This is a genomic window from Mesorhizobium sp. P2_B11, assembly GCF_056404855.1.
In genome coordinates this window covers 71,556-85,355 of sequence record NZ_JBFUDF010000006.1, presented here as the reverse complement: position 1 = coordinate 85,355, position 13,800 = coordinate 71,556, and the positions used below count along the sequence as shown (strand labels likewise).

General features: G+C 62.9%; 11 protein-coding genes and 1 tRNA gene. 9 read left to right on the top strand and 3 right to left on the bottom strand.

Annotated elements, in window-relative coordinates:
- Positions 1 to 4: 4 nt before the first annotated feature.
- Complete coding sequence (locus AC1DYJ_RS19790) at positions 5 to 691, bottom strand: Crp/Fnr family transcriptional regulator (protein ID WP_477284121.1); 687 nt, start codon at positions 689 to 691, stop codon at positions 5 to 7.
- A gap of 514 nt (positions 692 to 1,205) precedes the next feature.
- Here AC1DYJ_RS19790 and AC1DYJ_RS19785 point away from each other — a divergent pair.
- The 6 genes from AC1DYJ_RS19785 to AC1DYJ_RS19760 all read left to right on the top strand — a co-directional run bounded on the left by AC1DYJ_RS19785 (position 1,206) and on the right by AC1DYJ_RS19760 (position 9,791).
- Positions 1,206 to 3,482 carry a DNA/RNA non-specific endonuclease gene (locus AC1DYJ_RS19785; protein ID WP_477284119.1) on the top strand — a complete coding sequence of 759 codons (2,277 nt, stop codon included), beginning with the start codon at positions 1,206 to 1,208 and terminating at the stop codon, positions 3,480 to 3,482.
- 9 nt (positions 3,483 to 3,491) lie between these two features.
- The gene (locus tag AC1DYJ_RS19780) at positions 3,492 to 4,469 is read left to right on the top strand and encodes a trypsin-like peptidase domain-containing protein (protein ID WP_477284117.1); all 978 of its coding nucleotides are present in this window, start codon (positions 3,492 to 3,494) and stop codon (positions 4,467 to 4,469) included.
- 250 nt (positions 4,470 to 4,719) lie between these two features.
- Positions 4,720 to 5,964: a hypothetical protein gene (locus AC1DYJ_RS19775; protein WP_477284115.1), complete on the top strand. Its 1,245-nt coding sequence runs from the start codon at positions 4,720 to 4,722 to the stop codon at positions 5,962 to 5,964.
- A complete protein-coding gene (locus AC1DYJ_RS19770) occupies positions 5,961 to 8,639 on the top strand; it encodes a DNA/RNA non-specific endonuclease (protein ID WP_477284113.1) in 2,679 nt (892 codons plus the stop codon). The genes AC1DYJ_RS19775 and AC1DYJ_RS19770 overlap by 4 nt, the downstream gene beginning before the upstream one ends.
- Positions 8,640 to 8,746: 107 nt before the next feature.
- Entirely contained in the window at positions 8,747 to 9,019 is a 273-nt protein-coding gene (locus AC1DYJ_RS19765; protein ID WP_477284111.1) for a hypothetical protein, read from the top strand.
- Between the two features lie 88 nt (positions 9,020 to 9,107).
- Positions 9,108 to 9,791, top strand: coding sequence for a hypothetical protein (locus tag AC1DYJ_RS19760; protein ID WP_477284109.1), 684 nt, complete (start codon positions 9,108 to 9,110; stop codon positions 9,789 to 9,791).
- Positions 9,792 to 9,873: 82 nt separating this feature from the next.
- Here AC1DYJ_RS19760 and AC1DYJ_RS19755 read toward each other — a convergent pair.
- Both AC1DYJ_RS19755 and AC1DYJ_RS19750 read right to left on the bottom strand, forming a co-directional pair.
- Positions 9,874 to 9,948, bottom strand: a tRNA-Val gene (locus tag AC1DYJ_RS19755).
- A gap of 159 nt (positions 9,949 to 10,107) precedes the next feature.
- The gene (locus tag AC1DYJ_RS19750; RefSeq protein WP_477284107.1) at positions 10,108 to 10,791 is read right to left on the bottom strand and encodes a phosphoglycolate phosphatase; all 684 of its coding nucleotides are present in this window, start codon (positions 10,789 to 10,791) and stop codon (positions 10,108 to 10,110) included.
- Positions 10,792 to 10,946: 155 nt separating this feature from the next.
- On the opposite strand from AC1DYJ_RS19750, the gene rpiA reads away from it, so the two are divergent.
- From rpiA to gor, 3 genes are all read left to right on the top strand, one after another.
- A complete protein-coding gene (gene rpiA / locus AC1DYJ_RS19745) occupies positions 10,947 to 11,678 on the top strand; it encodes a ribose-5-phosphate isomerase RpiA (protein WP_477284106.1) in 732 nt (243 codons plus the stop codon).
- Positions 11,665 to 12,282, top strand: a complete 618-nt coding sequence (locus AC1DYJ_RS19740; protein WP_477284104.1) for a DUF2059 domain-containing protein — start codon at positions 11,665 to 11,667, stop codon at positions 12,280 to 12,282. Before rpiA ends, AC1DYJ_RS19740 begins: the two co-directional genes overlap by 14 nt.
- Positions 12,283 to 12,406: 124 nt before the next feature.
- Positions 12,407 to 13,798 carry a glutathione-disulfide reductase gene (gene gor / locus AC1DYJ_RS19735; RefSeq protein WP_477284102.1) on the top strand — a complete coding sequence of 464 codons (1,392 nt, stop codon included), beginning with the start codon at positions 12,407 to 12,409 and terminating at the stop codon, positions 13,796 to 13,798.
- Positions 13,799 to 13,800: the final 2 nt, after the last annotated feature.

Sequence of the window (13,800 nt, the reverse complement as noted above, 5' to 3'; positions counted from 1 at the left end):
AGCGTCAGTCGTCGTCCTGCGAGTCGGCGATGTGGCGCAGCGCGCCGGCGTCGGTGATGCGCAGGCCGCCGCGCTTGATGTCAATGAACGAGCGATTGCGCCAGTCATTGAGCGTCTTGTTGACGGACTCGCGCGTGGCGCCGAGGAACTCTCCGAGCTCCGATTGCGAGATCGGTATCCAGCCGGCGGCGTCGGCCATCACCTCGGCCAGGAAGACCAGGCGCTTGGCCAGCCTCGCCTCGATGCCGAAGAAGGCCTGGTCGCCGAGTTCGCCGCTGATCCAGCGCAGCCGGGCGCACAGAAGTTCGATCATCGCGCGCGCCAGGGGCGGATTTCTTTCAATGCGATCAAAGAGTTGTGACCTGCTGAGCGAGACCAGCTCGCACGCGGTAAGACAGATGGCGGTGGCGGTGCGGGGCCGTCCGTCAAGCGCGCCGATCTCGCCGACCAGGCTGCGCGACAGCTCGATATTGGCCACCAGTTTCTGGCCGCCGGGCGAATAGATCGAGATTTCCACCGTGCCGCTCATCACCCCATAGATGCGGTCGGCGGCATCTTCCTGGACGAACAGATGCTGGCCCGCGGCGCAGCGCTCGACCTTGCAGCCGCTGAACAGCAGATCGAACAGCTTCGGGTCGATGCGTGCCAGGCGCGGCAGATCGTTTCTGTCGTTCGCGCCGCCAAAAGCCATGTTGAACTTCCCAATCGCCGCAGTTGCCAAGTTTCACGGCCAAAGTTTACGGCAAGAGTGCACCGCATCAAAGCCCGGCGTTCATCCCTTTGCCATTACGCCTTCTAAAGGCGCTGCGCAGTGGTCGCGCCCAGTGCCGGCTTGCGCCTGGCGGAAAGCCGTCTGCACGAGCGGCCGGAGGAGCCGGCCGCGTGCAGACGGCAACCGATGAAAAGGGTTAGGTGATCAAAACCCGCAAACCGAGCGGACACGCAATGCCAGTTTCCGCCACTGCGATAGGAGGGCGGAAACGGCGTCACCGTCTGTGATGGAGCTCACATACTGCGGCGCTAAAATAATGCGACCGTGGCACATCGCGCGGGCGACCGCGGGCGAAGAGACATGCCAACGTCACGCCCCAGTCATATTCGATTGGCGATGATTTGTTTCCTTGCGTGACAGACAGAATTGCGCCAGTCTAAAATTGGGCAATACAGTTCTTTACTTTGGCAGAACCTTTGGGGGAGGGGCGACCATGCCGGTCAGCAGAGAGCAGCGTATCCGTCAATATCTGGATCTCGTCACCGGGGGCGAGGGGACTGAATCGGTCCTCGCCAACATGGAGACGATGGCCGGTGACGCCTTGGAATCGCTTGCGCCCGCGGACGGCGGCAAGACGGAAGCGGCGTTTGAATCGGCGCGCGCCGGTGCGGAGAATCTGGCGCGAGGGGCTGAGGTCGCGCCCGACCAGCTTTCCGATTTGGAAGCCATAATCATCCCGGAGTTGCGGCCGGTCTATGACATCAAGGATGGCACCTTCACGACGTTGACCTTCGACGGCGCTCCGACACCGGGTCACTCGCTGTGGACCAAACTGACCAGCGAGGCCGCATTGAAACAGCGCATCGAGGCCGCCCTGCCGGCGATCGGGCGCATCGAACTGTTGTGGAACACGAACATCCCCTATGGCGGCACCGGCTTTGTCGTCGGGCGCAACCTGTTAATGACCAACCGCCATGTCGCGCAGATCTTTGCTGACGGTCTCGGCGACCGCAATCTGCAGTTCATCAACGGCCGCGCCGCCGGCATCGACTTCAAGCGCGATTCGGCAGCGGGAAACGTCTTCAAGGTCCGCAATGTCCGGATGATCCATCCCTATTGGGACATGGCGATCCTCGAAGTCGAAGGCCTGCCCGACAACATCAAGCCGCTGTCGCTCGCCGTCGCCGACGCCCGCGACATGCTGCGTCAGGAAGTCGTCGCCATCGGCTATCCAGCGTTCGACAATCGCAACGCGGTCGATGTCCAGAACGACCTCATGCGCAATCGCTTCCAGGTCAAGCGCCTGCAACCGGGCATGCTGCAGGGCGCCTTCGGCACCGAGAGTTTCGGCAAGATTGTCAACGCGGCCACACATGATTGTTCGACGACCGGCGGCAACTCCGGCACCGCCATGATCAACCTTGCCACCGGCGAGGTCGTGGCGCTGCATTTCGCCGGCCGCTATCTCGAGCGCAACTACGCCGTGCCCACCGGCGCGTTGGCGAAAGACCAGCGCGTCGTCGACCTCGGCCTCAACTTCTCCGGCGCCGCCAGCGGTGGCCCCAACGATTGGGGCGCCTGGTGGAACAAGGCCGACAGCGCGTCGCCGGCCGAAGGCGTAAACCTGGTCGACGTCGGCGGCGTAAAGCAGATTCCGGGCGTCGTCACACAGGCGCCGCCACCCGCCGGCGGAGGCGTCGTCGTTTCGCCCGGCGGCAGCGTCACCTTCGAAGTTCCGTTGCGCATCACCGTCTCGCTCGGCGCCGTACCCGGCCATGAGGCAACGGCAACAACGGAATCGGTCGAGCTCGAAGCTGCAAAACCGTCCGCACCCGGCAATGCGTTCGTTCCCAAAACCACCGCCGACTATGACGGCTTTGAGGGCTATGACGAAAAGTTCCTGTCAGGCGGCACCAAGCTCGCGCCGGTGATCGTGCCGATGCCGGACGCGAAAGACCAGTCCGTGCTGGCGCCGCTCAAGGCCGGCGGCACGCAACTCGACTACCAGAATTTTTCGCTCAAGATGCACGCCAAGCGACGGCTGGCGCTGTTCACGGCCTCCAACGTCACCGAGGAAAGCCAGTTGCGCGAGCCGGAAAAGGGGCGCAACTATTCGCGCGCCAGCCTGTTCAACGAGCGCTGGTTTCCGGACCTGCGGCTCGACGACAAGTACCAGATCCCTGATATCTTCTACACCCAGGACCAAGGAGCCTTCGACAAGGGCCATATCGTCAGGCGCGATGACGTGGCCTGGGGCAGCAACTTCGAGCTCCTGCTCAAGGGCAATGTCTGCTCCTTCCATGTCACCAACTGCTCGCCCCAAGTGGAAGGCTACAACCGCTCGGGCAGCGGTGAGAAGAACTGGGGCGATCTCGAGAACCATGTCCTGTCCGAGGCTGCGAGTGAACGGCTTTGCGTCTTCGCCGGGCCGATCCTGGCCGACGACGACCGCACATTCGCCGGCAAGGGTCCCAAAGGCACCAATCTTCGCGCGCTCGTGCCGCGCCGCTTTTGGAAAGTGGTCGTGGCCCGCGTCGCCGACGGCCTCGCCAGCTATGGCTTCGTGCTCGAACAGGATCTTTCCGACACGGAACTGGAGTTCACGGTCGCAGAAGAATTCATCGGCGCCATGTACCCGCTGACCGAAATCTCCGAAATGACCGGCGTCAGCTTCCACCAGTCGTTGATTGACGCCGATCAGTACGACACGGTGCGCGGCGCGGAGATCGCCCTGCGGGCCGGGTCACGGAAGCGAAAGAAGAAGAGCTAGGGGCGTCCAATGACCGAGTGGACGCAGGCCGAACTGACCAGCCTCAACCGGATTCTCGCCAATCTCTACCCGATGATCGGCGACGGCGTGCGTGTCGCCAAAGGGGTTGGGTTGGCCACGTCGCAAATCGCCTTTGACAACAAGGCGATCAACAACTGGTTTGCGATTGTCCAGCGCGCAAAGCAGGAGACCAAGGCTGACGACCTCATCGCTTTTGCGCTGGATGAGAATCCCGGCGACGAGGCGTTGCTGCAGGCAAAGCAGCATGCGCCGCCACCACCGCTCGAAGGACCCGCCACTGCCAAGTGGAGCGGCGCGCCGGGCCAGCTCGAAAAGATCCTCGGTGACAAAAGCACGCTGGTGCCGATCAGCTATCTCGAACTCGGCGTTATCAGGGCGAAATCGGTGGTGCGCATCAAGCGTGCCGATGGCAGTTCCGGCACCGGCTTCATGACCACCGGCGGGACCCTGATCACCAACAACCACGTGCTGCCAGACGATGCTTCCATGGTGGGCGCCGTGGTCCAGTTCAATTATCAGCGGACCGTCGCCGGGCTCGACGCACCATTCGAGGAATTCAGCATCGACACCGCCGTGCCCCTTCGCACCTCCAAGGACAATGACTGGTCGGCTGTCCGCATCAAGGGCGACGCTTCCAAATGGGGCGAGTTGGACATGAAGCCCATGACCGTCAAGGTCGGCGATCACGTCAACATCATCCAGCATCCCGGCGGCGCGCAAAAGCAGATATCGTTCGTCGCCAATGTCGTGGCCTTCGTCGGCGGCGGTCGCGTCCAGTATCTCACCGACACGCTGCCGGGATCCTCCGGCTCGCCCGTCTTTGACACCGACTGGAACCTGATTGCGCTGCATCACAGCGGCGGCTGGCTGACCGAGCCCAACGCGGTAACCAAAAGCACATACTATCGTAACGAAGGCATCGCGATCGACACCATCATCCAGGACCTCGCGGCCAAGCCTGTGTAATGGTGATGTGCCCAGACCGTTGGCGTGACGAGATGCGCGACGATTTGAGACCATGCCATGTGAATTCTTTCGGATGTGACGGATTTTAGAGCAACTCCAGGAAAAGTGTGAAGCGGTTTTCCGTCCGGAGTTGCGTCAAAACAAAGAGATAACCACACCGAACGCCAGGGGAGTTTCTTAGATCAGCGCCTATTTCGACCTCAGGCTTCAACTGGCTGATCTCTACCCATTGCCTCCCGATTGGTTGAGGGTGACCAAGGACGCGGGTATTCTCGCCGGAGCGATCAACCTGCAGGGGTCGGCTCTCGCAGTCTGGTTCAGCATCCTCGACTATGCGCAGGCCAACAAGCTGTCGCAGCCGCTGATGACCACCGTCGCGGCGCAAAATCCGCAATCCGCGGCGCTGTGCACCGCCTACCTCCAGGAACTGGCAACAGGTGCGAAACCGACGCCCGACCTGCCGGGCCTGACCACCGACGATCGGGTCAACACCGCGGTCGCCGGCTTCGACGCCGTCAACCAGCAGCCCAGGGATATTCAGGCGGTGCTCGCCGCCGGCGATGGGCTCACCGCCGTCACCGGCCAGATCGACGTTCTTGCGACGTACAAGAACCTGCATGACGGCCTGCAGAGCTTTCAGTATGGCATCGGCAGCTTCCAGAGCCTCATGATCGCCGGGCGGGACATGGGCGCGGATCTCAATCAAGTCCGCGTCCTGCGCAAATTCCTCAACCAGTTGAGGCTCTTCTGCGCATCCGCCGGCGACAAGGTCATGGTGTTGCCGCCCGGGCCGGCGCTTCGCGACATCGAGCAGGCATGGCTCGACGACCTCGGGGCGGCCGCGACGAAACTGCAGGGCGCAATCCCCAACACGTCGGCTGACGCCTATGACGCCTTGCTGGATGTGCGCACCGTGCTGCGCGTCGTACCCTCGCGGCTGAACCAGCAGATATTCGTCACCGCCAAGAACCTGCCTTTCGGCATCCTGGCCACGGGGCTCGAAACAATAGCCGGCAAACTTCCAGCCGGTGAGCCCTCGGTGCCTGCGATAAAAGCCGCGCATGACGCGATCAAGGTACTGTCCTCGACCATCTATGCGCGGGTCGTCGAGCACAAGCTTTGGCAGGACATCGACAACAAGCTGGCCAGCCTCACCGATTTGATCGAGCCGATAGAAGGGGGAGCTGCGGCGGACAAGTCGTTGCCGTTCCAGTTCTCGCCGCTGTGGCGAAACCTGGAAGTGAAGGTCAAGGTTCTTGCCGATCTCGATCCGAACGGACAGTGGCGGACAATGCTTGCCGGCTACTCCACCGACGTCAACGACCAGCTGTCGCGCGAGACCGTCGACACCGCCTTCATCCTTGCCTTCGAAGCCTACCGGGACGAGGCCCAGCAACGCTTCGTCCAGGTCGATCTGGCGCTGAAAACGGAATGCGCCTCGATCGTCCGCGTCAGCACGCCTTTGCACAAGATCATTGAGGACCTGGGGTCATGAGCGAAGAAACTGTGACAGCCACCGAAACCTCGGCCGAGTTCATCTCGCTGAGCGACATCCGCATCGCCCATCTCGAGCTGATGCGCATCGCCAGCGCCAACGAAGCCGTCGACCCCTCGATGAAGCGCAGCGACAAGGCCGGGGCCGAGACGACGGAAGCCAGCATCGACAACACGGTTCCCGATGCCCGGACCATCCGCGATTTCCTGGCCAGGGCGCGGCGCGCCGGCAGCACCATAGAACGGGAATCCGATCGCCGCGCCGCGCAGCGCATCCTCGACTATTGGTCGGCCGAACTGGTCACGCGCCCCGGCATCACCTCAGCCGATGTCAGCCCGGCGCGCCTCGCGGCCTTCGCAGGCGGCATCGAAACGGCCGAACCCGTCGCAGTCGGCTCCGAACCCGCATCGCGTGAAATCGATGATCTCGGAGCGGTCGACACCGTCGTTCCTGAATCGGTGGCCGTCGCGACCAAAGACAGTGCCGTGTCAGGCGACGGCTTCGCGTCCGACGACGAACTGAGTTCGGACGAGCTGACCGAGCGCTTTCGCATCCGCGTGGCCGCCCAGGCGCGGCAATGGAAGAACACCGGCTATCCCGGCTATCTCCTGCGTGGCGAGGCGTTGAAGGAAGCGTCGGAGCTTCCGCAAGGACCCGACATCGCCGAGTTCGTCGAGGCGAGCGCCAAGGCGGAGACGGACAGCCAGAAGCAGCGCGATCGCAGCAAGAACATATTGATCGCGCTGTTCGCCATAGCGGCGGCGATCCTCGCGGCAACGACCTATTTCGCCTTGAACCAGAGGAATGACGCCTTCCTTGCGCGCTCCATTGCCGAGAAGGCGCAGTCCGAAGCCGAGGATACCGCAAACAAGGTGGCATCGCTCAACCAGGATCTCAGCAAAGCCCTTGAAGATGCGAAAAATGCGCGCGTGCAGGCCGAAGGGGCACGCGACGTTGCCCTGAAGAACGCGGATGACGCCGCCAAGCGGCTCGCGGAACAGCAAGCCACGCAAGCCACATTGCGCTCAGCGATCGTGTTCATGGCCGACCAGCTCAAGGCCGGCAGCATGTCGCTGGACGAACTGACGCCCGATTTGCAGGAGGCGGTGCTGGTCGAACTGGCTGGCCGGGTCAAGAGCAACGAGATCACTCTCGGCCAGCTGCCGGCGCCGCTGCAGAGCGCGCTCGAGCCGCTGCTCGGCAAGGTTACCGACAAGCAACCCAACGCTCTTGCCGGATACAAGGTCGATTTTATCCAGGCCACGATCGGCCTGCCCAGGCTGACCGGCGACCTGGCAAACGACGCCTCGGCGACGCCGCTGGACTACATCAACTACTCGCTGGTCATGGGCCGAAGCCACCGCATGGCCATCTATTCGGCGGTCAATCTCGATCGATCGCAAAGGATGACCTTGCAGGTCACCGGCGGCCGATTGCGGTATGACGTCCGCCTGCCGCGCGACGCGCAGCCCGATCGCAACTGGTACCTCAGCCCGGACCGGGAATGGCTGCCGGCGCGTCTGGCCAACGCCAGCGACATCGCCTGGGGGCCCGAATTCACCGGCGATCCGGCAACGGCGGCGCTCAAGCTGGCGCAGTATGCCTATGTCCTGCCCAACACCATGCCGCAGCCCAACGCTTTCTACGGCACGATGTGGGCGCCGCTCGAAAACTGGGTGCGCACCCAGCACAATCCGCTGGCCAACAGGGTAACCATCTTCAGCGGCCCCGTCTTTCGGCCGGCCGACCAGCCGGTCAACGGCGTGCCGGCGCCCTATGCCTATTGGAAGCTCGCCGTTTCTTCCGTGCCGGCTGCCGTGAAGGGAGAAGTCAGGGAGCCCGAATTCGTCGTCGACGCGTTCTTCATTCCAGCCGACGCAACAGGCGAATTCGATCCCGAGCGATACCGGCTCCCGGTCGCCGAGCTTGAAAAACGCACCAGCCTGAATTTCGGCACGCTCATCGAATGGACAGATTCGGTGAAAAACCCCGGCCCGAATGGAACCGCGGCAGACGCGTTGGCGGGGCGCGTCAAACTGCTCGACAGCGCCGACGGCGCCACCAACGCGCTACGCGGTGAATTGATTGCCGTCCTCGGCAATCCGGACCTGCCGGTGCCCGAACGGCGCAAGATCGTGGCGGCTCTCGTCGAGATGGCCGGCCTCCAAAGCATGACCGGACTGACGCCCGCCGGACGCAGCAACGTGCTGGAGACCTTGCTCAGTGTTCCGCCCGACCTGTGGAGCCGCCCGGACTGGCTGCCTGTGTACGCCGCCGCGCGCCGCGCTGTCGCGGATCTCGATACACCAGCGGCCGACGGTCAGGCGATCATCGGCGACCAGGACCGCGAAGCGCTCAACACGTTGAAGGAACGGCTGCATATCCAGCAGAACCCGCAGACGGTTTACGTCCAGTTTGCCGGCATGACGCGCGAGGCCGCACAAGCGCTCTCCGCCAAAATGCGCGCCTTGGGCTGGGGCATCCCGACGCCCGGCGAGGAACGTGTGGCCGCTGCCGCCGGCAGGAACGAGGTTCGCTACAATCCCTACAACGACGCCGACCGCCGCGCCGCCGAACTTCTGGCCGCCGACCTCACCGCCGCCGGCCAGCCGGTGACCGCCCGAGCGGTGCCCGTTATCGGCGCCAACACACTGGAGATCTGGATCAGCACATAGGCGTGGCCGGTCGGGTCGCTGGAAAAAGGCCGTTCGTCAAAAAGCCGTGATGCACCGCTTCAAAACAGCGGCGATACTACGGGCTGGTTTTTCTCTGGGGGTTTTCCATGCGCACGCGTCACGCCGTCCTGCTTGCACTTTCCGCGCTTTCCATTCCCGCCGTCTCCATGCCGATCCAAAAGGCGAGCGCGCTGGAGCCTGAAAAATACACGGTCTATTGCGCCGACGACCGCATCGAGGTCTCGTTCTGGGACCTCGAGCAGATGAAGGTCCGCCGCGGCTCCAACGTCTGCCAGTTTCAGAGCTATACGAGCTACTCAAGCGCCTTGAATTTCGCCCAGAAGAACTTTGGCGGGGAAGGGGCGAGCTGTAGTTGTTAGCTCTGCTGAGCTGGGTGCCGCTTTCAGGAAAGCAGATGGGACGTTAGTCTCATCTGGCAGTTCTCGCATTTGCATCGAGGTATCATCCATGGCGCGCAGCACTTTTGTACGCCTCTTCGCCTTGGCGGCTCTCGTCGTTGGCGGAGTTGCCGTCTGGACTCATCTAGGCTTCAGAAACTGGGAGTGGCGTCAGCGGCTTGTAATAGAATTGGAAACACCAAACGGCTTGGTTTCGGGCGGGAGCGTGGTTGCGGTCCAAGCAAGGTCTTCACCGAAATGGCTACCCTTTTCGGGCGCCGGTGGGATGCAGAGTGCGACAACGGGGGAAGCCTCGATCATAGAGGTCCGTCCGGGCCAATACTTGTTCGCCCTGCTGGGCAATGAGAGAGAGTTGGCGCTGACGCTGTTTTTTCCTGAATCTGCGCCAAGTACAGCCGAGCGAGCGAAACTGCTTGAGACCCTGCGTGAGACGCGAGAGGTGCCACGCACCCGATACCCTTTGCTGGTCACGTTTATCGACATCAACGACCCGAAAACGATTCAAAGGGTGGATCCCGATAATCTTGCCGCGGTCTTCGGGCCAGCGGTATCAATGAAGCGCGTAACGCTCGAAATCACCGATGAGAATGTTACGGGCAGTGAGATTGAGAAGCTTCTGCCATGGTGGTCTTCATTTCAGAACAAGCAGCTCGACGGGGATAGATATTGGACCAATAAAAGTCGATATCCGTTCGCAAATTCGTTGAACCGCCTCGACTTCAAGAGAGGCTGAGTGAGCGCCATTGCGGTTCAGATGCCTCAGGCGGCGAAGCGTCAATAACTGCAGATTGATTTGACTGGCCATCACAAGAAAATGGTGGGCGATGCAGGGATTGAACCTGCGACCCCACCCGTGTGAAGGGTGTGCTCTCCCGCTGAGCTAATCGCCCGCTCGTTGCCCGAAGGCCAAGCGAGCCGCGATATAAGGGAGGCAGGCTGGTGAAGTCAAGGCGATGCGCGGGGCTTCTGCGCCTGAAAATAGGCGAGGGCAGGCGCTGCCGCGCAATCACCCGTTCGCTTGGCGGCCCGCCGCGCAATCATCCGTTCGCTCAGCCGGCCGCTGCTGCAATCAGCCGTTCCGCCAGGTCGAGAGTCAGCGCGTCGAAATGCGAAATCACAACCGACGGCTCGAATTCTCTGACATGGCGGTCGGTGTAGCCGAAATCGACGGCGACCACCGGAATGCCGGCGGCCTTGGCGGTGTCGATGTCGGTCTGCGAATCGCCGACCATCAGCGCACGGTCCGGATCGCCGCCGGCGAGCTTGATGGTTTCGGTCAGATGGCGCGGATCGGGCTTGCGGAAGGCGAACGTGTCCTGGCCGGCGATCGCTGCGAAATGCTTTGTCAGGCCGAGCCCCTCGATCAGCGCTTTCGAATGCACCTCATATTTGTTGGTGCAGATGGCAAGCAGATAGCCCGCCTTCTCGAAGCGGGCGATGGCCTCGACCACGCCGGGGTAGGGGCGCGACTTGCCGGGGATGTTGAGCGTGTAGTGGTCGAGGAACAGTTTTAGCAGCCGGTCATGCTCTTCGACGCCAAGCGATTTCTGCTGCGCGATATGCGCGCGCTCGATCATCACCCGCCCGCCCTGGCCGACAAAGCGCCGGAAGCCGGCTTCGTCGACAGGCGTAAGCTCGCTGGCGGCGAGGCTGTGGTTGAGGCTGTCGAGCAGGTCCGGCGCCGTGTCGATCAGCGTCCCGTCGAGGTCGAACACGATGATCGGTCTGGTCATGGCCTGTCCTGTGGCGATTGCATGCCGGCAGGCGATAGCGGCTATGCTTCATTCAGGCAAGCAGGCGGACAGCCAAAGTCTTTGACCCAGCGGGCAAAAGTGCTAGGAGCGCGCAACCAACCGAAATCCCGACCAAGCCAAAATCTGGGGCACACATGGATGCGAGGCAGTTGAAGGTCGAGGCCGCGCGGGCAGCCCTTGCCCATGTCAGCGACGGCATGCGGCTCGGCATCGGCACCGGCACCACGGCGGAAGAATTCGTGCGGTTGCTTGCCGAGAAGGTCGCCACCGGGCTCACCGTCATCGGCGTGCCGACGTCGGAGCGCACCGCAGCGCTGTGCCGCGAACTCGGCGTGCCGCTGTCGACGCTGGAGGAAACGCCCGAGCTCGACCTCACGGTCGACGGCGCCGACGAGGTCGATCCGGCGCTGACCCTGATCAAGGGTGGCGGCGGCGCGCTGCTGCGCGAGAAGATCGTCGCGGCGGCCTCCGGGCGCATGATCGTCATTGCCGACAGGTCGAAAATGGTCGACACCCTCGGCCGGTTTCCGCTGCCCATCGAGGTCAATCAATTCGGCCTGCGCGCCACCGAGATCGCGGTCGCGGCAGCGGCCAAAAGTCTCGGCCTTTCCGGCCCGGTTACATTGAGGATGACGGGGGGCCAGCCTTTTGTTACAGACGGCGGCCATTTTATCCTCGATGCATCTTTTGGCCGCATTCCGGATACAAGAGCGCTTTCGAATGCTCTCCATGCCATCCCCGGCGTGGTCGAGCATGGTCTTTTCATCGGGCTGGCGTCAGCGGCCATCATCGCCGGCGGCGACGGCATCCAAACCGTCCATGCCGCCCGAAAACCAGGGAGTTCTACCGATCATGATGTTGCATAAACGGGTTCGCCAATTCTCCGCCGTCGTGGCGGCTTCGGCTGTCCTGGCGTTCACCGCGCCGGCGTTTTCGCAGGATGTCACCGAATCGCATCTGAAGGCGGCACGCGCCGCGGTCGCGGCGATCCACGCGACCGACCCGTTCGACAACATCCTGCCGCAGGCCGCAGCCGGGCTTGAGGACCAGCTGATCCAGAAGAACCCGGATATGCAGGAGCTGATCACCAAGACCGTCGCCGAGAAGGCTCTGGCGCTGGCGGCGCGTCGCGCCGATCTGGAGAAGGAGGCAGCATTGGCCTATGCCAAGGTGTTCTCCGAAAAGGACCTCACCGACATCGCCGCTTTCTACAATTCCGACGCCGGCAAGAAGCTGCTCGACAGCGGCCCGGCGGTGACGCGCGATTTGGTCAAGGCTGCCGACATCTGGCAGAACGGCGTAGCGCGCGATCTCGCCCAGCAGGTTGGCGAGACGCTGGCCGCTGCCGCGAAGGCCGCTGCTCCGGCCACGCCCGCACCGGATAACGCAACTGCTCCGGCCGATGGCGCTGCCCCGGCCGACGGTGCTGCACCTGCTGACGGCGACCAGCCGGAAGCCCCGAAGAACTAACGCGTCTCTTTTCGCCTGCGGCACCCCTGCCGCTGGACCAAGAAAGCCCGGTGCAAACCGGGCTTTTCTTTTGGCCTCATGCAGCCTACCTGTCTCAAACATTTTGCAGGCAAGGAGCGGCGGCATGGCCGGTTACGACTACGATCTCTTCGTCATCGGTGGCGGCTCCGGCGGGGTGAGGGCGGCGCGCGTGGCGGCAGCGCTGGGAAAACGCGTCGGCATCGCCGAGGAATACCGCTATGGCGGCACCTGCGTCATCCGCGGCTGCGTGCCGAAGAAGCTGTACGTCTATGCCTCGCAATTTCCCGAGCATTTTGCCGATGCCGCCGGCTACGGCTGGACGGTGCCGGAAGCGAGCTTCGACTGGGCGACGCTGGTCGCCAACAAGGATCGCGAGATCGCCCGGCTCGAAGCCATTTACGAGAAGAACGTGAAAGGCGCCGGCGGCGAGACGTTCCACTCGCGCGCCATGCTGGTCGACCCGCATGTCGTGCATCTCCTGGGCAACGACCGCACCGTCACCGCCGACCAGATCCTGATCGCAACCGGCGGCCGGCCGGCGCCGCATCCCGCCCTTGTCGGCCACGAGCATTGCATCTTTTCCAACGAAGCCTTCGATCTCAAGCAATTGCCGAAGGCGATCATGATCGAGGGCGGCGGCTACATCGCCGTCGAATTCGCCAACATCTTCCATGGCCTGGGCGTCGACACCACGCTGGTCTACCGCGGGAAGGAGATCCTGTCGCGCTTCGACATGGACCTGCGGCGCATGCTGCACGAAACCATGGAGAAGAAGGGGATAAAAATCCTCTGCCACGCCGTGTCGGAATGGGTGCGCAAGCGGCCGGATGGGCGGCTGGATGCGCTGGTCACCGGCGGCAAGGTGCTGACGGTCGACCAGGTCATGCTCGCCATCGGCCGCATCCCCAACACCGAGAATATGGGCCTGGAAGGCGTCGGCATCGAGCTCGGCAAGACCGGCGCCATCGTCGTCGACCAGTATTCCCGCACCAACATCGACAACATCTGGGCGATCGGCGACGTTACCAACCGTGTGCAGTTGACGCCGGTGGCGATCCACGAAGCCATGTGCTTCATCGAGACCGCGTTCAAGGGCAACCCGACCGCGCCCGACCACGACACGATCCCGACCGCCGTGTTTTCACAGCCGGAGATCGGCACGGTCGGCCTGTCCGAGGACGATGCGGTGAAACGCTACTCCGACATCGAAATCTACCGCGCCACGTTCCGGCCGATGCGGCATACGCTGTCGGGCCGCGACGAAAAGATGCTGACGAAGCTGGTGGTCGACGGCACCACACGAAAAGTGCTCGGCGCTCACATTCTTGGGCCGGATGCCGGCGAAATGGCGCAGCTTCTCGGCATTCCGCTGAAGGCCGGCGTCACCAAGGACGATTTCGACCGCACCATGGCCGTGCACCCGACAGCGGCGGAAGAACTGGTCACCATGTACAAGCCGACCTACCGCGTGAAGGACGGCGTGCGGGTCGATTAAGC

Coding starts and splice junctions, on each gene's coding strand:
- AC1DYJ_RS19790 (WP_477284121.1), bottom strand. CDS start 691: ATGGCTTTTGGCGGCGCGAACGACAGAAACGATCTGCCGCGCCTGGCA.
- AC1DYJ_RS19785 (WP_477284119.1), top strand. CDS start 1,206: ATGCCGGTCAGCAGAGAGCAGCGTATCCGTCAATATCTGGATCTCGTC.
- AC1DYJ_RS19780 (WP_477284117.1), top strand. CDS start 3,492: ATGACCGAGTGGACGCAGGCCGAACTGACCAGCCTCAACCGGATTCTC.
- AC1DYJ_RS19770 (WP_477284113.1), top strand. CDS start 5,961: ATGAGCGAAGAAACTGTGACAGCCACCGAAACCTCGGCCGAGTTCATC.
- AC1DYJ_RS19765 (WP_477284111.1), top strand. CDS start 8,747: ATGCGCACGCGTCACGCCGTCCTGCTTGCACTTTCCGCGCTTTCCATT.
- AC1DYJ_RS19760 (WP_477284109.1), top strand. CDS start 9,108: ATGGCGCGCAGCACTTTTGTACGCCTCTTCGCCTTGGCGGCTCTCGTC.
- AC1DYJ_RS19750 (WP_477284107.1), bottom strand. CDS start 10,791: ATGACCAGACCGATCATCGTGTTCGACCTCGACGGGACGCTGATCGAC.
- rpiA (WP_477284106.1), top strand. CDS start 10,947: ATGGATGCGAGGCAGTTGAAGGTCGAGGCCGCGCGGGCAGCCCTTGCC.
- AC1DYJ_RS19740 (WP_477284104.1), top strand. CDS start 11,665: ATGATGTTGCATAAACGGGTTCGCCAATTCTCCGCCGTCGTGGCGGCT.
- gor (WP_477284102.1), top strand. CDS start 12,407: ATGGCCGGTTACGACTACGATCTCTTCGTCATCGGTGGCGGCTCCGGC.